This window comes from Elusimicrobiota bacterium (assembly GCA_028718185.1).
GTDB lineage: Bacteria > Elusimicrobiota > UBA8919 > UBA8919 > UBA8919 > JAQUMH01.
In genome coordinates this window covers 1-23,991 of the sequence record JAQUMH010000010.1, presented here as the reverse complement: position 1 = coordinate 23,991, position 23,991 = coordinate 1, and the positions used below count along the sequence as shown (strand labels likewise).

Genomic DNA, 23,991 nt, shown 5'->3' with positions numbered 1-23,991 from the left:
AATGTAAATTTTCTATGGATACTCACAATATGCTATTTGTAATCACTTCTTGCTCTTCACCATATATATAACACCATGATGGTTTTTTGTCAAGATGTTTTTATTACAAAAAGTAGGTGATATCATATATTTAGCTTTTATGCAATAATTCTGTTTTCCCTCGGTAAATATAATTGTTTAATGTCTGCAATTGTTGTGTTGTATCTAAAATTGTGGTACTAAAAAGAAGCATATCGACGAAGACACTGTATTATAATTGCTAAAACTCGTCATTTCCAAAAAAACAAGAAATATCTTGCAAATTTAAGACTATTTAGTATAATATTTTTATGGTAGTTAAGTGATTGGAATGACGGTATATATTATGTATAAGAGTAAAATAAAATTGCACTTTGTGGGTAGAATTGATCCAAAAGTAAAGTGGAAAATACGCAATCATTCTCATGCTTTCCATGAAATGATTATTATTACCAGCGGAGAAATGTCTGTCCTGATTGGCAATAAAAATATAAATGCAAAGGCAAAAGATGTTTTGTTTTATAGCGCGGGTGTAGAACACAAAGAACAACCGAGTAAAATAAATCCGGTTGAGGCTATATATATTAACTGGGAAAGAAAAGATAAAGAAAAAACAGAAATTCCGGTATTAACACATGACAACGACGGCAGAATAAGGCTTTTGGTAAAATGGCTTTTTCAGGAATGGCAATTTAATTCCAAATACAACATTCAATTTCAAGAAGCAGTCATTGAAACAATAGTCGCTGAATGCTTGAGGTTAAGTAAAATAAAGAAAGGAACATCGGAATTTATCTGGAAGATAAGAAATTTTATGCGTGATAATATAAAAGAAAAAATTAGCCTGGAGAAATTAGCTAATTATGCTGATTTAAATAAATATCATTTTTTACAAAAATATGAAAAACTTACAGGACGAACACCAATGGAAGATTTAAGAATATTACGTATTGATATGGCGGAAGAATTAATCTTAACAACAAATCTGCCGTTAAAAGTTATTGCCAGAGAAACAGGTTTTGCAAACGAACATCACTTCAGTAAAATATTCAGTAAATACAGCGGCACAACCCCGGGACACCTACATAAGTTTCCGCTAGCATAGCATAAATTAATATTTAAAAAGTTATAGAGTTATAGGGTCTACGACGCTACGGACTCTAAAACTCTATAACTCTATGAACTCTATAACTTTTTCTTTATTTCCTATTTGAAAGTTTTAATATAGCTTCTGCTACCATCTTCTTTGCCTGAAATATATCAGAAGGATTTGTTGAGTAATCAGTCATACTTTTTGCAACCATATCAATACTTTTAGCAATAACGTCTTCTCCTTCTTTAGCCAGTTGTATATTTCCTTCTTTTTTATATTTTTTAACTAATTGTCCCAGCATATACAGGTAACAATAATCTTCCCTGCCTTCCCGTAGTGCTTCTTCCCGTATTGAACTTAAAAATGGATAGTTTTTATCAGGTGTAGGATTGGGATAAATATAACCTCTTGTTACCGGATATGCCTCTTCCTGATTTTTCCAAAGTTTAGGTAGTACGGTATCTCTAAAGCCAAGGTCGTAATCAAAAAAAGGAAATAAATCAATTTGATATTTATAAGCAAGCCAGTAGATAGTCCGCTGTTCTATTAAAAGCTGATGCTGCATGGGACCGGGAGCAATTAGACTGGCACCCCAATACCAGCCTATTCTGTCGCCGGCTTTCTTCCTTGCTAAAATAAAGTTGTTTATCTCGCCTTCCCAAAGCCCAATGTGAGGAACCCATACACCGGCATAGCCAATCATTTTATCAAGACATCCCAGAGCACGACCGGTAAATTCTGATTCAAAATTAGTAAACCCGGCATCTATTATCTCCTTTTGTGATTTCCTCCACTCATCAATAAGACCTGCTTTTAGAAAGTCAGGTTCATCCCAACTAACCAACATGAAATTATTCAACCACCCTTTCTCTTTCAAATGGTTATATAATCTTTTAAGAACAGCCTGGCGTCCGGGTCCTGAAGTTGTTCCCTTACCGAGTTCTGCACCATAAATTATCATCATATCTACAAAAACACTGAACTTGTTCATGCCAAGTTTCATAAGTTCTTCTGTCTGTTCATCAAATGTAGTAAAATCTGATTTAGGATCAGGGCTCCAGTTTATATATGTGTTCCCACGATGCAATTTAACCATATGTTTTGCTTTAATTTTCATATATTCAAATTCCGGTATCCCTGTAGCGATAGCACCGGCACCGGTGTCACCCCATTGGAGTAACCCCAAAGGACATTCTTTTATTAAAATAAAATCCCAAACTATTAATGAAATATTTATTTCTGTCCTTTTGCCGTTCTTTGGGATGATAGAAACCGTTCCTGTATATGTTCCTGCTACTGTATCTTTGGGTACATAAAAAGTAAGCCAGACTGTATTGTTTTTATTAGCATGTGCATTAAATACTTTGTCCGGTTTTAAAGGGTCAGGTCGTAATCCAATGAGTTCATTTATGTTAGTTAAATGCCTTGCTTTCAGAAACTCTTTTGTCTGTCCCTGACTCCAATCATTAAAAGGCCAAGTCCCCGCTTCGTTAATTATAAATGCCGCATTATGATATTCAAAATTATCTTTAGTTATTTTAATAGGAGTATTATCTGATAATTTACCGTTGAGGTCAGAAAATTCAATCTTTATACCTTTCAGGTCTTCTTTACCTTTTGGTATTATAATTATCTGAGCAGGTTCATACTCGTCTTTCGCTGTATATAGTTCTATGGATTTAGTTTTACCGGTAAATTCTTTATCACGAAATACGCTCAACGAAGAATTTTCCGTAAAAGTTTCATACGGCATACCTGTATTAGAAATATTTTTACTTGTTTTAGTATTACTATTTTTAGCAGTAGAAATATTTCTTTTTGCCTCAATCTGTCCTATGCTACAGGTTATACAAAGACCAACTACTATTCCCAAAATAATCCAATTCTTCTTTTTCATTTAATCTCCTTTAAAAACAGTTCTTATGTTCTTATGCTCTTATGTTCGCTAATCAGTTTAGTTATAAAAGAATGCGTAATAAAATAATCAAAACAAAATTAATTTTAAACTTTTTCATTTATTTTTACCAGACATATTATACAAAATATTGTTGTTATATCAATATCAACATCATTCGTCGTGATAGATATGTTTATGTCCAGGTCCGTAGAATTCTTTGACAGGGTATTTGGTTTCTATTTTTACTCTGATTGTCCATAATCCCAGGTTGGTTTTGGCAAATTTTATTAGAAGTTCATTGTCGCCGGGTTCCATGACCAGTGATATTATATCCGGATCGTAGCCAAAAAATCGTACTTTTTTCTGTTCGTATATTTTTTTGCTGTTGTGCCAAAATTCAAATTTGGAGTCAGAATTAATTCTAAGCAAAATATTCTGTTTCTTTTTAGAATATATGAACGTTGCCATGTATGCCATTATTCTGCCGAAACCGCATGGTTGCATAAGGTTAATAGAGTTATTTTTAATATTGGAAAATTTCTGCCAGTATATTAGTTTAGAGTCTAATCCCCTGAAACCCGCGTTTAAATTAATGGCAACATTTTCAGTCCCGAAGTTTTGTTCTGAAAGTGGTTGTTCCCTGTTAAATGGGAATGGACCGAGTACATTCCATTTGGTAAGATAACTTTGTTTCTGTTCTATAATTTTCTTAATAGTTACAGGATATTTTTTTACTTTAAAACCAATTTGAATTTCCCGTTTGGAAGAGAACCCTAATTCTGGTTGTGCAAGATGTGTTTTTACATTATCATTTTGAATATTAAGATAATCGCTTACTTTGAATTTGCTGTTCAGCAGTGTTTTTACTTTATTTTTACAATAATCAGTTACAATAACATTAAAAATATCTTTATCAACTGACTTTGAGTTATTATATAATATTAATCCAAAACCTTGTTTATACTGCATTCTAATATTGCACAATGTAAGTAAGGTTTCTAATACTTCTTTGTCTGTTTTCTTCAAAAGGCAGTCAACTACAATATCCTGCAGGGAAGTATTACCGTAGTCTTTGTTTAACAATCCTTTAATTCTTCGTGCCAAAGCTTTTTTGCTTAATATATCCGGATTCAATTCTTTAACTTCTACTCTTATTATAATCTTTTTTGTTAACGATTGTTGAGGGATATATATTCGGTTGGTAAATGTCTTATTATCATATTCCGTTTTAATAGGTTTATCGTTATAAATTGCCTCTCTACATTTTTCAGTGCAAGGAAGTTCAATAATATATGAACGTTTCTTTGCTTGTCCTTTGTAATTCCCTTTTGCGGGATTTATTGTTACCGTAATTTTATTTCCTACACGATTATATTCAAGGTCAGTTATAGCATGTTTTCCTTTTAAGTATCCCTCAGTTATACCGTCGTCCTCGTAGAGTGAATATTTTCCAATTTTGCCGTTTTCTCCGGGGTAGCACCGCAGAACAAGTTCTTTTAAAGGAGTGGTTGTCATTCTTGGTGTATAATGTTGTATTGGAATTGGAACTCCGCCTTTTACATAGAGGGGAAATTCATTTATGTCCGATGCAGATATTGTATCGCTTTCACCGCAATATTTTTCTCCGGTAAACCAGTTATACCAAGGACCCTCAGGGAAATATACATTCTGTAACGCAATTTTCCCGGGTCCTCTACCCTGTGAAGCGACTGGAGCTACAAGAAACAAATCTCCGAAAAGATACTCCTGTGGATTTTTATAAGAATTCTCGTTCTCCGGATATTCAATGTATAAAGGTCTTATCAGAGGCAGGGACTGATTATAGCACTGCCAGACACTTGAATAGATGTATGGAAATATGATTGAACGCAAATGGAATGAAATACGCATTGAGTCCATTGCCTTTTTACTATAAGTCCAGGGTCTTCTATCTAAATCAGGGTCACGGGTAGAATGTGAACGCAGAGTTGCCGACATAGCAGAAAACTGTACCCAGCGGGTATAACATTCTTCATTACGGTCGCCAAAGTGCCCGCCTGTATCGTGAGACCAGAAAAAGCAGCCAACATTTCCGGCAGTTGCCGTGAATGGAACCTCAAACTTAAGCATAGGCCAGTCAGCATGTGCATCACCTGAAAATTGTATCGGATGTCTGTGGTCACCCCAACCTGCCCACCTGCTAAAAGATAATCCCCGCTTATTATTTTTCTCGGTATGTTTGAAGTAATAATAATTAAGTATTTTCAGGTTAGTAAGGTCCGGTATAGTGTCTGTAAACTCATGTTGTTGCCAGTCCAGCCACCAGAAGTCAACGCCATATTTTTCAAGAGGGGTATGTGTGTGTTTGAAAAGTTTGTCAAGATAGTGTTTGTTGCCTGCATCGAACCGGATAGTTTCGCCTTTTGAATAGTCTTGACCCATATCTTTCATAAATGCTTTATACATATCTTCATGGGGTTGTATTCCATCCGCAGGATGTACATTAAGGGTAGTATAAATATTCTGCTTGTGGAACCATTTAAGAAGTCTCTCAGCATCAGGTAATAACTTCCTGTCCCAAGACCAGCCTGTCCATCCTTTTCTGTGCCAGAGCATATCTAAAACCATTATATCAAGCGGGAAATCATATTTCTTGTATTCTCCAACTATCTCGCGATATTCTTTTGATGTGTAAGGCCAGTATCTTGAATACCATGCACCTAAGGCATACTTGCGGGGTATAGGTACCTTACCTGCTACGAGGGTCATTGATTTAAGTGCCGATTTAAAATCAGTCCCGTATGCGAACAGATACCAGTCTGTATTGTTTTTATTTGGTTTTTGTGTTACCCAACCATCTTTAAATAAGTGGTTCTCTGTATCGTCAAGCAGATACCAGCCGTCGCGCGAAAGAAGACCTTCATTAAGGTCAACTTCATCACTGATTGTATCAAGAGTCGTTAATGTCCCGCCCAGATTACCAATGTTTTTCATACCGGGTTTCCAAATTACTTTTTTATTGCCGTTTAGGATTATTACTTCGAGGTTATTTGCAGAAAAAGAATGTCCGTTATGGAGATAAGTAAGTTTGAAACGATTAGTTTCTATAGTTAACTTGTTGTTTTTTATGTTGGATTTGTATTCTCTGAAATCAATGTTTCTGTTTATAGCAAACATTGAAGGTTCATCTATAAAATTACTATCTTCTGAATACTCTAACCTGATACATTCATTAGATAAAATACTGAACCGGGCATTTTTAAAAATTACTATATTTTTTCTGACGCTCATTTTAATTTCAATATAGCTTCAGCTAACATTTTTCTCGCTTGAAACATATCCGAAGGATTAGCAGACCATTCTGTAATACTTTTATATACCATAGCCGAACTTTTATCAAGCGCATTCTGGCCTTCCATCGCTAATTGTGTATTCCCTTGTTTTTTTTGTTTTTCAATTAACTGACCTAACATATACAGGTAACAATAATCTTCCCTGCCTTCCCGGAATACATGTTCACTGATTGTGCTTAACAAAGGTCTAGTCTTATCCAAGTCCGGATTGGGATATACATACGAATCTCCCATAATGACTTCTTCCCTATTTTTCCAGATTTTATTTATTCCTTGCGGAGTAACAAAGGCATAATCATTAAGCCAAGGACTATCTGCACCTTGTCTGCAAGCAAGGTCATAATTAAAAGCACCAAACAAATCAATACCATATTTAAAAGCAAGCCAATGTATAGTTCGTCCTTCTATTAAAGTCAAATCAAAGTTTTTAGCTGGAGCAAGTACAGGGCTGCCCCAATACCAACCTATCTTGTCGCCTGCTTTCTTACGTGCTTTTATAAATTCGTCTGTTGGTCCTCCATCAAAAAGACGAAGGTTAGCCCCCCATATACCGGCATAACCAACCATCTGGTCAAGTGCGTGCTCTGCTCTACCGGCAAAAGTTGTTAGCCAATTAGCAAATCCTGCATCTTTTACTTGTTGCTGCGATTTTTGCCACTTCTCAAGAATACCTTCTTGGGTAAAGTCTGGTTCATCCCATGTATATATTAAAAAATTGTTTAACCACTCTTTCTCTTTCAGATGGTTGTACATTCTTTTGAGAATTGCTTGTCGTTCTGGTCCCATACGTTCATCATTGTTTTTAATACGAAGTGATCCCGCAGGATAAAAATATCTCTGGTCTATAAAAATCCAGAATTTATTCATTCCAAGTTGCATAAGTTCTTCTGTCTGTTTATCAAAAGTATCGTAACTGCCTTCACTTGGCGGAGACCAATCCAAATAAGTATTTCCACGATGAAGCTTTAGCATGTGTTTAGCACTATATTTGGCATATTCAAACTCGCTCAGACCGGTACATTTAGATCCTGCTTTAAAATCTGAGATAACGAGAAAAGATAATGGACATTTATCTATTAAAACAAAATCCCAGACTGTTAAACTTATTTTTAAATCTTCGCGTTTTTCGTTTTCAGGGATTACAGATACTGTTCCTGTATAAGTTCCTGCTACTGTATTTTTAGGAACGTAAAAACTAAGCCAAACTACAAAATTTTGTCCGGGATGTGCATCAAATACTGTATCAGGTCGAAAAGCGCTCGGCTGATAAGCCGCAACATCTTCAAGTGTAAGTTTTCGCGGAGTCAAATACTGCTGAATAAGACTATTATTTAAATTTTCAGAAAGATTTCTTCCTTTTATCCATGCAACCGGATAATATTCAAAATTAGTTGGACTTAATGTTATTACTTTTCCTTGAGTATCTTTACCGACTAAATCACTAAATTGTATCTTTATACCTTTTAAATCGTTTTTACCTTTAGGGATAATTATAATCTGGCCATCCTCATATTCGTCTTTTGCAGAATATAGCGATATTGCTTTCTCTTTTCTTTGATATGTCTTATCTCGTAACACTTTAGTTATAGAATTTTCTAAAAACGCATCGTATAACTCGGCGCTTTTACAAATACTACATAAAAAACATATGCCGACAATAAATACAAGTACTAAAACAATTCTTTTAAAACATAACATTTCCATACCTCCTTAACTTAAGCAAAGCTGTCGCTTTGCTGCTACATTAAAATCCCCATAATTTAAATTTATAGTTAACAGAAATTATTTTGGTTCTGTTAAACCTATATAGACATCATCTACGTAAAAAGTTGCTCCCTGAGTAGCGTCTATATTATCTTTTGCATTAACGTAAAATACTAATACTATTTTTTTAGTAGTCTCTTTCATGGTAAAGTACCCTTTATATTCTGTCCAGTAATCAGAAGTAACAATTTTTTTATCCAAAGTAGATTTTATAAATCTATCACAGGAACTACCGTTATCGTCAAATCCCCAAGGAACTACTGACAAACCGCCAGTGAACCCTTTGCCTTTTAACCAGAACGAAAAATAATATTTTGTATTTGGCTTGACCTGATAACCTTCAGGTGCTATACAGCGATAGTAAGTACCTGTAGATTTCCCTACAATAAGTCCTGCTTCAAAAAAAGGTTTTGAGAGAATCATATCGTCAGGAATTACATTGCAGTTTAATAAAACCAGATATGCACTCTTTTTTCCGGTATGTGCTTCTTTATCAGTTGTCCCCCAGCTTATTGCATTTTGGTAGGGTATAAATGAAGACCACCAGTCAATATCATCCTCTGCTCCGGGATTTCTAATCAGATTACCTGAAGTGTTTTTCGATTTTTCAGCCTGAACTTTCTTAACTTGTTGTTTACTTGTTTCACTCAAACAGTCATCAGTACAAATACAACTTACTACAATTCCTGCTAAAAAAACAATTGATAAATATTTTCTTTTCATGTTAATCCTCTTCTATAGCGATTATAGTTCATAATCCGCATATAGCTATTGATTTTACTGTTTAATGTTAAGTTTGCCTGCTACTGCGTTATATTCTGCCTTAATTTCATCAGCACTTAAAGCTCTATTGTATAGCTTAACTTCGTCAATGATACCTTTGAAAAAATACGGACCGCCGGCGTCCATCGCGCTACTTGCACCTATAGCTAAATTTTCGCTTCCTGATGAAATGGTTGTAATTGATGCTGAAATATTGTCTGAATCAAACAAAACTCCGTTGTAATAATAATTTATCTTACCGCTTGAAAATGTAGCAGTTAGCATTTGCCAAACATTCGCCGCAAGTTTAGTCGATGACTGACCACTATCAGAAACTGTGCCGTTGCTTACACTAAGTGTTATTATTCCATATTCAGAAGCAGCCAACCAATATCCAAATGTAGTTCCGCCAAGATGTTTTTTTCCTATAATTGGACCAATACCATTTTGTGGCAAAAGCTCCGGAACTTTAACCCACGCTGATATTGTCATACTATCAGTTAAATTCAAACTTGCACCATTACCACAATTTACATAAGCATTTGTCCCATTAAACTCCAAAGCAGATTTTACTTTTCCTTCTACCCAGTTGCATCCACTAATAGTTCCCTTGTTTCCGTTACCGGAAGAATCATTTGCGATAGTGCCGGTTCCTTCGTCGAATTTCCAGTATCCCACAAGTCCTGCCACAGGAGTACTCGTGCTTTTTTTAGCACCTTGTACTTGCGTAGTTGTTTTTTTCTTGATTGATTTCTTTACTGCTTCAACTTGTCCAATACAACTTATACACATACCTAATACTAACCCAAAAACCACCAATTTCCGCATTTGCAGTTACCTCCTTTTTTACAATTAGTTTGTATCCCATGTTCATCAGGACAAAAACTATTTATATTCTAATTTATGTGCTTTTAACATTTCTTCAAGAAGCGGTTCTGCTATATCAAGGTCGCCTACTAAAGGATGGCTTACCAGTGCCTGGAGAGCAATTGCTTTGCTTTTCTTTACAGCTGCTTCTACCGTAAGTGTTTCATATGTTTTGACTGCTTGTATAAGTCCTCTGAATGCTATTGGAATCTCGCCCACTTTAATAGGTTTTGCACCTTTTGAAGTTAGTTTACAAGCAATTTCCACGACACTATTATCATCGATACCTTCTACACAACCTTTGTTCTGGGTGCTCATAACAAGTTCCTCACCTGTGTTATTATATATTGCCGACATACAGCTAAAAGTAACGAAAGCATAACCACCGCCACCTCGTTTTTTAAGTACTTCGGGTTTATGTGATATGTTAATGTCTGCTGCGTCTTTAAATACTTCCTGCTCAAGCAGTTTGATGGTTTGTGCCCGTGTGAGTTCAGAAGATTTTAATTTCTTAAAGTAGTGGTCATGATGATAATAATAATTAAGATAAGATATTGGTATAGCGCGAAATATTCTCGATAGTTTTATATCCAGTGAATTAGTTTTATCCTTTCGGCACTGCTCGTCAATAATCTCGTTAATTACATCTTTTCCGTTTGAAATTATCTTATATATAAAACCAAGATGGTTAAGTCCTACGCTATATGCTTTAAGGTCAGGATACTTTTCTTTAAACTCTTCTTTTATATCTTTTATCATACCCGGGATACCCGAACATAATCCTATGAATTTTGCTTTTGTATAATTGGTTACTGATTCGGTTATGATTCCGCTTGGATTTGTATAATTCAGTATAAAAGCATCGGGAACTATTCGCTGGACTTTATTTGCTATTTCTATCATATAAGGAATAGTGCGAAGTGCTTTGAACATTCCTCCAGGTCCGGTTGTTTCCTGCCCGATGATTCCGTATTTAAGCGGGATACTCTCATCTAAATGACGTGCATCCATCCCGCCGACACGTATCTGGGTGATTACGAAATCAGAACCTTCCAGCATCTTTTCAAGATTGACATCGCTTTTAAGAGCAATATTCCTCCCGCTTTGTTTAATCATTCTTTCAGATAGTCCCGTCATTAATCCAAGACGTTTGGTATCAATATCCGTGAATTGGATAGAAGTGATGGGTAACTTTTCCGGAGATTGTGCTAATATTCCTTCTATCAATACGGGAGTGTAAGAACTCCCAGCTCCTACAACACAAACAGAAATACCTTTTTTCATTTTACTATTCCTCCTGTAATAATTTTGTCAACAACATATCTATAATCATTCCTTCATCTTTCATATTCTTTTTTATGGAAGTAGAAATAGCTGACGGGTAAGCAGTTTTATCAATAAAGATGCGAGGTTTTTTGCATCTAAAAATAATACTTACGGGCCAATCAGGCGTAAAATCATCTAATGCGGAAATATAACGGGCGGCTTCTTTCTTGTTCTGTCCGTGTATAACAAGTATTACTTCTTTTGATAATAAAGTTAAGGTTTCCAATCCAACTGATACTCCGTAATGCGGGACATCATCAATACTTTTAAATTTGGGAAATGTTTTGATATTATCTTTACGGGTTGTTTCTGCAAGTTTCACTATACGGGTTTTACTGTCAATTGGACTTCCGTGTGGGTTGAATGCCACGTGCCCGTCTGAAGCTCCTGAAGCGATAAGAAATAAATCTACACCACCAGCTTTCTTCAGTTTAATATCGTATTCGGAAATATTCGCGGGGTCAGGGAACCATACATTTTTTTTCTGTATCCGGAATTTATTTTTAATTCCTTTGTTTATTACATTTAAAATATCTTTACGGGCAAAGCGATGACAACTGTAATGTGCATTTTTGGGACAATAAACAAATTTTTTCCCTTTCTGTACTACGTAATCGTCCATCATAACTATTACAACATGAGATAAATCTGCACCTGACAGTTTTGCCTGTTCGCCAATCGCAAAATATGTGGATTGCGGGCTTCTACCCCCGGGACATCCTAATAAAAACGGACGTTTTTTATCCTTTGCTTCGGATATTTTATATAATATTTCTTTTGCAAGGACCTTTCCTAATTCTTCAGCGTCATTGAATATTGTTACAGGCACTTTATGTTTGTTTTTGCCAAAAGTTTTATTTATCATATTATCTTTTTCAAATTAGGCAAAGCTTCGCTTTGCAGCTACAAACCAATTGATATTGTAGCCGCAGAGCGTTAGCTCTGCTAAACATTAAAATTCTTATACATTTAAATACGCGATTTTGTCGCAAGTATTTTTTTAAAATATTCCTGCGGTTCATATCCTGCTTTATCCGCAGCCAGTACGACTGCTCCGTATTCAGGAGGCAAGTCAGGAGGTTTGACAACTACATTAGGATAAGAATTATGTATTTTCTTAACAAGGATTTTCCAGAATTTTCTTGGAGCGTTATTAATAACCCCGCCGCCAAATACAATATGCGCGGATTCAGAGTCTATTTTATTTATCATTGTTATCGCAATAAGGACATATTCATCTATAGCTTTATTTACCAGATATGCGGCGGTAGTATCCCCTTTTAACCATTCATTGTAAATTATCCTGGCTGTAGCTCTTTTCTCTCTCCAGTGAATTTCGTCTAAATAAAGTTTCCGGCAAAAAACATCATCACTTTTGATATTAAGAAATTTCATTATTTTTCTTTTAAGCGGAGTGGATTTCTCACGACCTTCAATCATTCTTAAAATACGAACAAATACCTCGGTACGTAAATCATATGTCGACACAGCTAAACAAAGATGATGAAATAGTGTTTCATTGCCGTATTTTGGTCTTAAAGCATTTGTGAAACTACTCCCATGTGAAAAAAGCCCCGCTGCTGGATTAGGGGTTGCGCCCCACAGAGCGATTATTGCGTCATTAACAAGTATTATTTTTTCTTTAGGAATACCTGATACTCTTGAAATTTCTTTGAGTTGTATCGGCTGCTGGTCATCGAAATCTATACCTGACAGTCCAAAAGAAAAAAATCGTACATCTTTTGGTGATATTTTACCTTTTTTGCAAATAGTTTGGATAACTTCCAATAATAAAAGACAGGATTTTAACTGAGGTTTGCCTAGAGAACTAATATGAATTCCAGAAGTTTTATAATCAGATAAAATATTCCCTTCAGAGTCTGTTAGCACTGCTGCAGTTTTTGAAGCTCCGCCGTCTATACCAAGGAAAAATTCTTTTTTCATTAAAAACCTTTTGTATTTAAATATGTTTAAAATAAATTGTATATAAATTTTTACTTCTTGTCAAATACTATACAAGTGTTGGTAATGACATTGCTTTATCAATTATTTTTTAGATGGAGGTCTTGTAAGATGACTATACCAGACGTCAGCCATTTTATCGGCGCCAGACTGGCTAACATGACAACCATCTCTAAGATCCGTGGCAGGGATAATGTTAGCTTCGGTATTCATATCAACAAAATAAACTTTTTTGCCCTGTTTTTGTTTTGCTGCTACTACACTGGGAATTGCATTGTTATATTTAGTAACATCATTATGCAATTCAGTAACCGTCTTGGCACCATAACTAGCGATAGGAATAATTGACACTACATAAATTTTTATATCTGGCAATTTTGTCGTGATTTTATCTATAAGAGCACTAAGTCTATCCGGCGTATTAGCGAGCAAGTCGCCTGTAAAACTACCGACATCATTTGTTCCAATATGCAGTAAAATAATATCGGGTTGATTCAGTGTTAGCCATGCGTCAATATTATTATAAAGTCCGTTATGTTCGGGCGGATTTCCAAGACCACCTATTGTATAGCCGCCATGTCCTTCATGATTTGGGTCTGGGCAGTTATTATCTGTCACACTTCCGACAAAATCTAAATTCGGGTGGTCAGTATCAGGGTTCAGTAATGTCCATAAATGGGTACGGTAATTAGGGTTAAAGGCAGTTATTGAATCTCCGAGAGGCATTATTCTTACAGGTGTAAAGGTACTAATTGTAAAATTATTATTGGATGTATCTGTTGGACTGCCATCGGATTTCTGAACCCTTATTCGGCAGGTTGTGCTTGGTGTGTTTGGTGTTTTTACCAGATGACTGCCGTCATTTGGCGTGTTGGATACCAATGAAGTCCATGTAGTCCCTCCATCTGTTGATATATCAATATTAACATTTCCTGTTATTCCTGCACTAGTCCATTTTACTGTCTGGTCGCTATTTGCCGGACGCCATATTTCATTACCATTTGGCGATGTTACAGTTATTATCGGTGTTAATGGTTCTACTTGGCCATATATCTCAAACTCATATAATGAATATCCGTAATTTGTCTTTCTTGATGTCCCATACATTCGAACATATCTACCATTGCCACTTAATGACGGTATATCTTCTGTGCCGCCTGTTCCACCTGTTTTTGTATATATTGTTTGCCAGATACCATTACTTGAATTTGATACTTGTATCTCATAATCTTTACCATATGCTTCTTCCCATTTTAATACAACTTTTGTTATGTTATATGTTGTGCCTAAATCAACCTGTACCCATTGCGGGTCACTATATGTTGATGACCATCGTGTTGACATATTACCATCTACCGCGTTACTCGCCTCATTACCATATCCCGCTTCTATTGATGATGCTACAACCGGTTTCCCTTTGGCTATATTACCAGAAATATCCGTCAATTTTTTAGCAACATTTTTAGTCGGTTTTTCTTCTGTAGCAGCATCACTTTGTTCGCTTTCGTATTTAAGATTTATGTAATTGAAATTACCGGTAGCCTCAGTGCCAATCGTATCCATCGCCAACTTCATTATATGTTGCCCTGCACTTAAACTTACTCCTTTCTTTATTAGAGTTTGCCAAGTCTGCCAACCACCTGTGTCAGGAACTGTCAACGGTCCTGTTTTGTCTACATCATCTATCTCTATGTGGAAACTACCACCATTACCACCACACGCTACTCTCACTTCTATTGTATATGTTCCTGCTGTTTTTATATTTATTGTATATTTTAACCATTCACCTGCCAAAACGTACCCAACATTATAACCACCTTCACTACAATTCTCTATATCTACTCCTTCATCAGTACGATATTGCCCTCCTCTATTATTTGCTTCTATATCGTGATAGCCTACACCTTCCCCACCCTTATCAAAGTCTTCTGCTTCAATCTTTATGTTCGGGACAGATACTTTCTTCTTATTAACAGTTTCACTTTTCTTAGGGGTAGTAGCTTTTTTACTTATGTCTTTCTTTTTTGCCTCAACTTGCCCTGTGCAAGTTAGACACATGCCAAATACCATTCCTAAAACTATCCAATTTCGCATCTATACTTATCTCCTTTTTTCTTTTATTTACAAGAGCAATCTTTACTATTTACCGAATAATCACCTGACAATAATATTTAAAATTTAACAGGTAATTTACCGGTTGGTTTTAATTTTCCTTGTAAAAGTTCGATTGCTGCTTGTTCAACAAAACCGCCATAATACGGATAAATTACACACGGCAACTTTGGCAAATGTCGTCCTGCGTAAGGATTACCGAATAGAACCATAACCTTAATCTTGTTCCTTAGTCCGCTGATAAGCGATAATACAATTCCCGGAATATCAGCAGGTCCTTTATAACACGAAGGTAATGCATAAGTTGAAAAAATAACATTTGAATATTCTATTGTTGCATCAAGTGCATTTGCAACGTCATCAGCAGTAAGATTTGATGGTAAGGTCAATACTTGTGCTTCCGGAAATGTTTTTTTTAAGTTCAGGGAATAATCAGTAGTATTTACATCCCCTATTCCGGTTTCTTTTGAAGATAAGTTTTGTTTATTTTCTTCGGGTACAACAATAAAGAGCGTGCCTTTACCGCTCCCAATCCGCTCAAAATTACCTGTCATTGTTATTGCTTTGCGGGAAACCTCAAGACTTAGTTTATAATAATCTTCTCCTAAATCGGAATAAGTTAATTTTTCTATTCCGCCTTTATTATTATCTGCCCATGATTTATTATCGAGGATTCTTTTCACAGATGTATTTATCTGTTCTTCGCTGACATAACCATCCTTAACCGCTTTTAACATATAAGAAATCTGTTCAATTGGGCTTAAATCATAATCTGCAAGTAAAATATCGTGTCCGGATGCTAATGTTTCCCTGAAAATATCTTCCTTTTTTAGTTTTAATTTTATACTTCTCATTGCTAAAGAATCAGTAATCAGGATACCTTCAAAACCCATCTTTCTGAGTATAGTAACTAATTTTTTTGATGTTGTACATAAATTATCAGGATCAACAGATGTAACAATAGTATGTCCGCTCATTATTCCGCGCGGGTTACCATGCTTGATGCAATATCTATATATTTCGAGTTCTTCGTCATTAAAAGTCTTTTCGTCACAATCAACTATTGATGGTTCTATGTGGGGGTCAACAGGCGAACGACCGCATCCCGGATACTGTTTTGGAGTAGGTATTAGTCCTGCATCCTGATAACCTTTTACCATAGCAGTTCCTAATCTGCATACGTCGGAAATATTTGAACTTATAGAGCGAATGTTTATTACACAAGAATCAGGGGCAAATGCAACATCAAGCACGGGACTGAATGTCATATTACACCCGATAGCTTTTGCCCGTCGTCCTGCAAGTAAGGCAGCTCTATATGCGTAATCTTCGGAACCGATCGCTCCAAATGCTATAACATATGGTAAACTACTAAGAGGAGCACCGGATTCCGTATTTGTAGCGTAAAGCATCGGAATTGGAGATATGGATTTAAGGAAATCTATATCTTTTTTGTAAGATTCTGCTTTTTCTGCTACACCCCTGAATCCGCTGAGACCGGTTAGTTTACCTTCTTTTGCGAGTTTTATTATTTCTTCGCGGAACTTGTTGCCGGTTAATGGTCCCCGAGCCATAAACATCTGACCTACCTTCTGCTCTAAACTAAGTTGTTCAACTGTGATCATAGTTTTCTCCTGTAATGTGTGTTATAGGGTTTTAACTCTATAAACGCTATAAACTCTATAACTTTTTCTCTTATCTTTTATTTGAAAGTTTCAGAATTGCTTCGGCAACCATTTTTTTCGCCTCATATATATCAGAAGGAGTTGTAGTGTAAGTTGTCATACTTTTAGCAACCATATCCATGCTTTTAGTAAGCACTTTTTCACCTTCTTTTGCAAGTTGTGCGTTTCCTGCTTTTTTATTTTTTTCAACTAATTGTCCTAACATATAGAGATAACAATTATCTTCCCTGCCGTCCCGTAGAACTTCTTCGCGGATTGAACTTAAAAACGGATTGCTTTTATCCGGCGTAGGATTAGAATAAATGAAATTTCTTGTCAGACTAGTTATCGGGAATGATTCGTCATTAGTTTTCCAAAAAGTTTTTACTCCATCTCTATCACCATAGTCATATCCTCTCCAACTTTGGTCATAATTCCAAATAGGAAATAAAGATATATCATATTTATAGGCAAGCCAGGAGATAATTCGTTGTTCTATTAAAAGATGAGTTTGCATGTATCCGGGAGCAACTAATGTCGCACCCCAATACCAACCTACCCTGTCTCCCGCTTTCTTTCTTGCTATTAAAAAGTCGGTCGCCTCACCTTCCCACAGCCCAAGATGAGCACACCATATACCTGCATAACCTATCATCTGGTTGAGAGACCCTAAAGCACGACCGGTAAAATCTGTAAAATAATTTTTAAATCCGGCATCTTTTAATTCCTTTTGTGATTTCTGCCACTTCTCGAGATTACCTGCTTTGGTAAAATCAGGTTCATCCCATGTAAATAAAATAAAATTATCTAACCAGCCTTTTTCTTTTAAATGGTTATATAACCTTTTAAGTATTGCCTGTCGTTCCGGACCCATGCGCTCATCGGTGTTCTTAGTACGAAGCGGTCCTGCAGGATAGAAATACCTCATATCTATAAAAATCCAAAACTTGTCCATACCAAGCTGCATAAGCTCTTCTGTCTGTTTATCAAATGTATCATAAGAACCCTCAGATGGCGGATTCCATGCCAAACACGTATTGCCACGATTAAGTTTAATCAAATGTTTTGATATCAGCTTTTTATACTCAAACTCATCTATCCCTAATGCTTTAGCAGCAGCCGTATCGTCTCCCCATGCGTTTAGTTCATAAGGACATTCTTTTATTAAAACAAAATCCCATACTTTTAAGGAAATATTTATGTCTGTTCGTTTACCATTTGCAGGGATAATAGAAACTGTTCCGGTATATGTTCCTGCTACTGCATCTTTAGGTACATAAAAAGTAAGCCATAGTGTATTGTTCTTATTAGAATGTGCATCAAATACTTTATCTGATTTTAACGGGTCAGGACGAAAACCATAAATTTCATCTAAAGATTTAAGATGACGTGCATTTAGGAACGATTGCGTTTGTCCGGCATTCAAATCTAAGTTATACTTTACTGCATCTATGTTTATCCATGCTGCAAAATGATATTCAAAATTAGTTTTACTTATCTTAAAAACATCGCCTTCATCATTACCCGGTAAAGCATATGCAAGATCACTAAATTCCACCTTTATACCCTTAAGGTCTTCTGTACCTTTTGGGATTATAACTATCTGCGCAGGTTCATACTCGTCTTTCGCTGCATATAGTTCTATGGATTTAGTAATACCGGTAAATGCTTTGTCCCGGAATATGCTTACCATTGAGTTTTCCACAAAAGCATCATACATCACCGCTGCTGTGGAAACACTTGCCCAAAAACCAACAATTACAGTTACTAACACTGCCACACCAAAAAATCTTTTCCAATCCATAATACAACCTCCCATCAAATTCTGTTATAGAGTTTTAGGATTATAGGGTTTTGAACTTAAACTCTATAAACTCTAAAACTCTACAAACTCTATAACTTTTTCTTTAATTTTATAGTTTCTTTCAACAATTTAATAGCTGTATCTTTTATTAACTCTCCTGAACCTATTTTAATGGGAAAAGTTCCATAATATTTATATGCGCTATCGACTTCGTATCCGCTTTTTCTGTATGCTTGAATAGTAGGTATGTAACCTATATTACCATTTGCATATCCGACAATAAAACAATATTGCATATTGGATTTATTTTTAATTTCAAGACCTAATTCTACAAACAACTCTGCTGGAATAAAAACCAATGCCATATTGTTTATAGTCAAAGTCTTAATTTCTATTTCAATATTTTTTTTATATTCTTTTTTTTGTAGTAAAGGAATTACGGTTTCACACCACTTAACAAGTACATTTAATTGTTTCTGTCGTGTTTTACTCTGGTTGTTTTTATTTATTTTTAACTGTTGTAATTCTTTTTTTACTGATGTTGTTTTTGGAATATTCAAAGGCAGTAGTATATTTTTACTTTTTAAATTTAGATTTAATTCCGGAGTAACTTTTATCATTTGGAGTATCTTCAGTACTTCTCCTCCTAATGCAAGCCCGAGTTTTTGCATTGCATTGAAATCACCTTTGAATTCAGGTTTTTTGGCAGTAATATTTCCGCAAGCTCCGTTTGTGAAGAGCGCTATTGCACCCGGATATACTGTTTCAATCAGGCTCATTATTACTCCGGGATAATCGGCGGAAATGAAAGGAAGAGTATCACCCTTAAGAGACGTTGGATGACATGTATAATTAACGATACACGCAATTAAATTTTTATTAGTATCTTCAAATTTAACAACACCGACTTCTGAATCTTTTGGACCTTCAGGGTCAAACCTGTTTACATTTATTTCAACCTTACCGCTACCTGCTCCAACAAGAGACTCTTTCATATTATTTTTTGCTATTAAAATAGCATCAACAATAAGTTTTGGTAAAGCATTTAAATAATCATTGTCAATTTCTCCGCAATCACGTAAAAAAAATATTGCCGGTCCGGAATGGGTATGTGATGCGGAAATTATAATATTCTCTTTAATTATTCCGGTTTTTTTCTCAGCCAAATTACGTATCTTTTCAACCAAATCTATGTTAATACCAAGAAGGTCTGATGTAATTATGGCAACTTCTGTTTTAGTATCATTTAATAATAATACCTTAGCGTAAAGTTTATCATGAATATCTGAAGAAGGTCCCGTCCTGGCAATATACCCGGACAAATCAATTCCAACAGGAGGAGTAATATCGACTTTTCCTACACCAGCTTTAAGCTTGTTACTAATCATAGTATTTTTTTAAATATTTTTAAATCTCACTAAAAGACACAATTGTCTATTTCTTTTTTGTCAATCAAATCACTGTATTTTTGAAGGGCTGTTTTTGTCCAAGGTCCCCGAAGATTAGGTTTTTTTAAGAGTTTTTTTATTTCTAGAAAAGAAAGTTTTTTTGAAAGATTTTCAATTACTTTAATAGAAATAGTTTTCATTATAGCTATTCCGATTAATACTGAAGGAGAACCTGTTTTAATAGGTAAATTTCCTATTTTTACAGTTACATCTCCTGCAGGTACACAATTGTTTATAACTATATCTGCTACATCACACAATTTTTTGTTATCATGATGACGGGAATTCCCGGTTGTTTTTAAAGACGTTATAGCGATTACTGTTGCTCCTATCTTTTTGGCTTCATTAGCTATTTCTATCTGAAGTGCATTCCTACCTGAATTAGAGATGATTACGACAACATCACCCGAAGTTATGTTATATTTACCCCGAGACAGAAGAGTCGCAGCATATCCTTCTGCACGCTCAAGTTTGCCAAAAGTCGGGTCATAAATTATGTTCCATGGTAACTGATATTCACTTTCACCCAAGCCGCCCAAAGATACAGATATTGAATGTCCGCTGCCATGTGCAAATATACTTTTCCCGTTTTTAAGTGCTTCTGATATTATTTCTGATGCTTTTTTGATATTTTCTAATTCTATATTTTCAATTTCCGACAAAATATCAATGGTTTTCTCCCAAAATTCATATAAATGTTTATTTTTTTTTAACTCCATCTTAGCATTTTCTATATCCTGATGTGAAATTATGAAATCGGATATAACCCGGTCTACATCATCGGGTTCAGTAGGTCTACTATTAAATTCAGGGAAAAGAGCTATTTCTTCTTTTGTCCAGCTTCCGTGAAAGTTTATTCCAAGTTTATCCAATCGTTTTTTTAAGTCAGTATAAACAGAACTATTGTGTTCATCACCAATATCAATATTTGAACTTATAAAAATCGGTAATTTAGAATAACCCATACTCATTAAATAAGTAATGGTTTCTATAACTATCATATTCATGATTATTGCACTATTTGTGATTGCAATAGATATTTTTATTTTTGTTGATTCTTTTTCTTTTGGATTAGGTAAACAAATATTAATTCCTACGTCAGATATATTGAATAACTTACTTTTAACAGGACTTAAAGAAATTACTTTTAATTTTTGTTTTTTTGCTTCTTTAGCTATTTCAAGCGATATGTTGTCTTCACCGGATTCTGATATCACAATAATAACACATTCAGGAGGAAGAATATATCCCTCTTTTTCTAAGAGTAGCTTGCCGGAATTTATTTTATTCTTTGTTTTACCGAAGGTGGGATCATAGATTATATCGACGGGACCCAGCCCTCCTGCTCTGTCAAATAATTCTAAAGATGGTACAAAAGACAGTCCGCTACCAAAACTGAAAATTAGTTTTCCTTGAGTTATAGCACTCGCTATTATATTAGACGCTTCTTTAATATTGCCTAATTGTGTTTCTAATATTCCAGCAAATGATTTATCGATTTTACTAAAATATTCTTCTCGTATTTTTTTATTCATGTTATAGACAGAGATTATTTGTTTTTTGATTCTTATTTTTTTCTTTTTTCTACCTTGAACACCTGCAAAGAAGCTTTGCAACTACATTATAATTTGGATTTCAAATTATTAATCCGCTGACCTGCTAACCCGCTTATATGCTTACTTGCTATTTTTTATTTGAAAGTTTTAGAATAGTTTCGGCAACCATTTTTTTTGCCTGATATATATCAGAAGGAGTCGTGGAATAATCAGTTGCACTTCTAGCAACCATGTTCATACTTTTGGTAAGAATATCTTCTCCTTCTTTTGCCAGTTGCGTGTTTCCTTCTTTTTTAGATTTCTCGACTAATTGTCCCAGCATATACAGGTAACAATAATCTTCCCTACCCTCCCGCAGGACTTCTTCCCGGATTGAACTTAAAAACGGATTGTTTTTATCTGGCGTGGGATTGGGATAAATATAACTTCTTGAAACCGGATATGCCTCTTCTTTGTTTTTCCAAAGTTTAGGTAGTACTGATTCTCTAAAAGCAAGGTCATAATCAAAAAAGGAGAAAAAATCAATGTTATATTTATAGGCAAGCCAGTAAATATTTCTTTGTTCTATTAAAAGATGATGATGCATGTAACCAGGTGCAGCCAATGTGGCGCCCCAATACCAGCCTATTCTGTCGCCTGCTTTCTTTCTTGCTAATAAAAAGTCGGTTGCCTCGCCTTCCCATAGTCCAAGATGAGCAACCCATATTCCGGTATAACCTATCATCTGGTTAAGAGACCCTAAAGCTCGACCGGTAAATTCTGTCTCGAAATTAGTAAATCCGGCGTCTTTTATCTCTTGTTGCGATTTCTGCCACTTTTCAAGAATACCTGCTTTGGTAAAATCCGGTTCATCCCAGGTAACTAACATAAAATTATCCAACCAGCCCTTCTCTTTCAGATGGTTGTATAATTTTTTAAGTACAGCAAGTCGTTCAGGTCCCATACGTTCATCGTTGTTCTTAATACGAAGAGGTCCTGCAGGGTAAAAATACCGCATATCTATAAAAATCCAGAATTTGTTCATACCAAGTTGCATAAGTTCTTCTGTCTCTTTGTCAAAAATTTCATAACTAACTTCAGGTAATGGAGTATGTGAAAGGTATGAATTACCGCGATGAAGTTTAATCATATGTTTTGCTTTCATCTTTGCGTATTCAAACTCAGGTATTCCTATAGCTTTAGCTGCAGCTGTATTGTCTCCCCAAGGAAGTAGTCCTAGAGGACATTCCTTTATTAAAACAAAATCCCATACTTTCAAGGAAATATTTACTTCAGTTCGTTTACCATTTGCAGGGATAATAGATACTGTTCCGGTATATGTGCCTGCTACCGTATCTTTAGGTACATAAAAGGTAAGCCAGACTGTATTGTTTTTATTAGCATGTGCATCAAATACTTTGTCTAATTTTAACGGGTCAGGACGTAATCCGACAAGTTCGTCTATGGATTTAAGATGCCGTGGATTTAGAAACGATAGTCTTTGACCTTCACTAAGATCTTTAAAAACCCAATCCCCTGCTTCTATAATTAAATATCCTGCATTATGATACTCAAAATTAGTCTTATTTATCGTAAAAACATCACCTTCATCGTTACCTGGTAGTGCATATTTAATATCACTAAATTCTATCTTAATATTCTTAAGGTCTTCTTTACCTTTTGGTATAATAATTATCTGTGCAGGCTCATACTCGTCTTTCGCTGCATATAGTTCTATTGTTTTGTTTGTACCGGTAAATACTTTGTCCCGGAATACACTTACCATTGAGTTTTCCACAAAAGCATCATAAGATACTGCCGCAAAAACAACACTTGCGGAAAAACTAACAACTGCAATAATCGGTAACACCAATTTTAAAAATCTCTGACAATTCATATCACTCCCCATTATGACCTATAATAATGTTATTGTATTTCTCTCAATTCTTCAGGATTACATACTCGCCCGGTGCGGTAGAGCCGAGCTCCGAGCACTAATAAAAATACAAAATGCTAATACCATTTATTTTAGCATTAGCATTATTTTAAAACATTTTTGTATTTTGTTCATGTACTCACTGAATATACCACAACGCCTGTCTGGATGGTAGGCAGGACAGAATAAGTAGTTCTTGAAAAGATAAGATAAACTTTTATTATTTGTCTGTTCCGGCTTTTACGTTTCTCCAGCTTTGGTCTTTGAACCACTTGTTGTATATTACTTCATAGTCGCCGGATAACTTTAACTCCGCCAGGAAATAATCTAACCATCTCAAAAAGTCAGGATCACCTTTGTCTACCGCAAATGAATAATATTCAAAACTAAGCTGGTCGCAAAGTATCTTCAATTTGGGATGCTGCAATACTAGAAAATCAGCAAACGGTTTGTCAAATACAAATGCATCTA

At 35.3% G+C, this 23,991-nt stretch carries 16 protein-coding genes; 1 reads left to right on the top strand and 15 read right to left on the bottom strand.

Annotated features, from left to right (window positions below; translation table 11 throughout):
* The first annotated feature begins 364 nt into the window (after positions 1-364).
* Positions 365-1,123: an AraC family transcriptional regulator gene (locus PHE88_10440; GenBank protein ID MDD5688236.1), complete on the top strand. Its 759-nt coding sequence runs from the start codon at positions 365-367 to the stop codon at positions 1,121-1,123.
* Between the two features lie 94 nt (positions 1,124-1,217).
* On the opposite strand, the gene PHE88_10435 is transcribed toward PHE88_10440, so the two are convergent.
* From PHE88_10435 to PHE88_10365, 15 genes are all read right to left on the bottom strand, one after another.
* The gene (locus tag PHE88_10435; protein ID MDD5688235.1) at positions 1,218-3,008 is read right to left on the bottom strand and encodes a hypothetical protein; all 1,791 of its coding nucleotides are present in this window, start codon (positions 3,006-3,008) and stop codon (positions 1,218-1,220) included.
* 171 nt (positions 3,009-3,179) lie between these two features.
* On the bottom strand, positions 3,180-6,278 hold the full coding sequence (locus tag PHE88_10430) for a glycoside hydrolase family 31 protein (protein MDD5688234.1): 3,099 nt from the start codon (positions 6,276-6,278) through the stop codon (positions 3,180-3,182).
* Complete coding sequence (locus PHE88_10425) at positions 6,275-8,038, bottom strand: hypothetical protein (protein MDD5688233.1); 1,764 nt, start codon at positions 8,036-8,038, stop codon at positions 6,275-6,277. The genes PHE88_10430 and PHE88_10425 overlap by 4 nt, the downstream gene beginning before the upstream one ends.
* An 84-nt stretch (positions 8,039-8,122) precedes the next feature.
* Positions 8,123-8,827 (bottom strand): carbohydrate binding domain-containing protein, encoded by a 705-nt coding sequence (locus PHE88_10420; protein MDD5688232.1) that lies wholly within the window; start codon positions 8,825-8,827, stop codon positions 8,123-8,125.
* A gap of 54 nt (positions 8,828-8,881) precedes the next feature.
* Positions 8,882-9,694, bottom strand: coding sequence for a LamG domain-containing protein (locus PHE88_10415; protein MDD5688231.1), 813 nt, complete (start codon positions 9,692-9,694; stop codon positions 8,882-8,884).
* A gap of 57 nt (positions 9,695-9,751) precedes the next feature.
* A complete protein-coding gene (locus PHE88_10410) occupies positions 9,752-11,017 on the bottom strand; it encodes a 6-phospho-beta-glucosidase (protein ID MDD5688230.1) in 1,266 nt (421 codons plus the stop codon).
* A 4-nt stretch (positions 11,018-11,021) separates the two neighbouring features.
* Positions 11,022-11,924, bottom strand: coding sequence for a 6-phosphogluconolactonase (locus PHE88_10405; protein MDD5688229.1), 903 nt, complete (start codon positions 11,922-11,924; stop codon positions 11,022-11,024).
* Positions 11,925-12,028: 104 nt separating this feature from the next.
* Positions 12,029-13,003, bottom strand: coding sequence for a BadF/BadG/BcrA/BcrD ATPase family protein (locus tag PHE88_10400; protein ID MDD5688228.1), 975 nt, complete (start codon positions 13,001-13,003; stop codon positions 12,029-12,031).
* Positions 13,004-13,105: 102 nt separating this feature from the next.
* Complete coding sequence (locus PHE88_10395; GenBank protein ID MDD5688227.1) at positions 13,106-15,115, bottom strand: discoidin domain-containing protein; 2,010 nt, start codon at positions 15,113-15,115, stop codon at positions 13,106-13,108.
* A 77-nt stretch (positions 15,116-15,192) separates the two neighbouring features.
* Positions 15,193-16,758, bottom strand: a complete 1,566-nt coding sequence (locus tag PHE88_10390; protein ID MDD5688226.1) for a glycoside hydrolase family 3 N-terminal domain-containing protein — start codon at positions 16,756-16,758, stop codon at positions 15,193-15,195.
* Positions 16,759-16,828: 70 nt separating this feature from the next.
* Complete coding sequence (locus PHE88_10385; GenBank protein ID MDD5688225.1) at positions 16,829-18,601, bottom strand: DUF6067 family protein; 1,773 nt, start codon at positions 18,599-18,601, stop codon at positions 16,829-16,831.
* An 89-nt stretch (positions 18,602-18,690) separates the two neighbouring features.
* Positions 18,691-19,989 carry a neutral/alkaline non-lysosomal ceramidase N-terminal domain-containing protein gene (locus tag PHE88_10380; GenBank protein ID MDD5688224.1) on the bottom strand — a complete coding sequence of 433 codons (1,299 nt, stop codon included), beginning with the start codon at positions 19,987-19,989 and terminating at the stop codon, positions 18,691-18,693.
* A gap of 29 nt (positions 19,990-20,018) precedes the next feature.
* Positions 20,019-21,584: a sugar isomerase domain-containing protein gene (locus PHE88_10375; protein MDD5688223.1), complete on the bottom strand. Its 1,566-nt coding sequence runs from the start codon at positions 21,582-21,584 to the stop codon at positions 20,019-20,021.
* Positions 21,585-21,732: 148 nt separating this feature from the next.
* Positions 21,733-23,481 (bottom strand): DUF6067 family protein, encoded by a 1,749-nt coding sequence (locus PHE88_10370; GenBank protein ID MDD5688222.1) that lies wholly within the window; start codon positions 23,479-23,481, stop codon positions 21,733-21,735.
* A gap of 259 nt (positions 23,482-23,740) precedes the next feature.
* The coding region (locus tag PHE88_10365; GenBank protein MDD5688221.1) for a transporter substrate-binding domain-containing protein at positions 23,741-23,991 on the bottom strand (251 nt) is incomplete at its 5' end.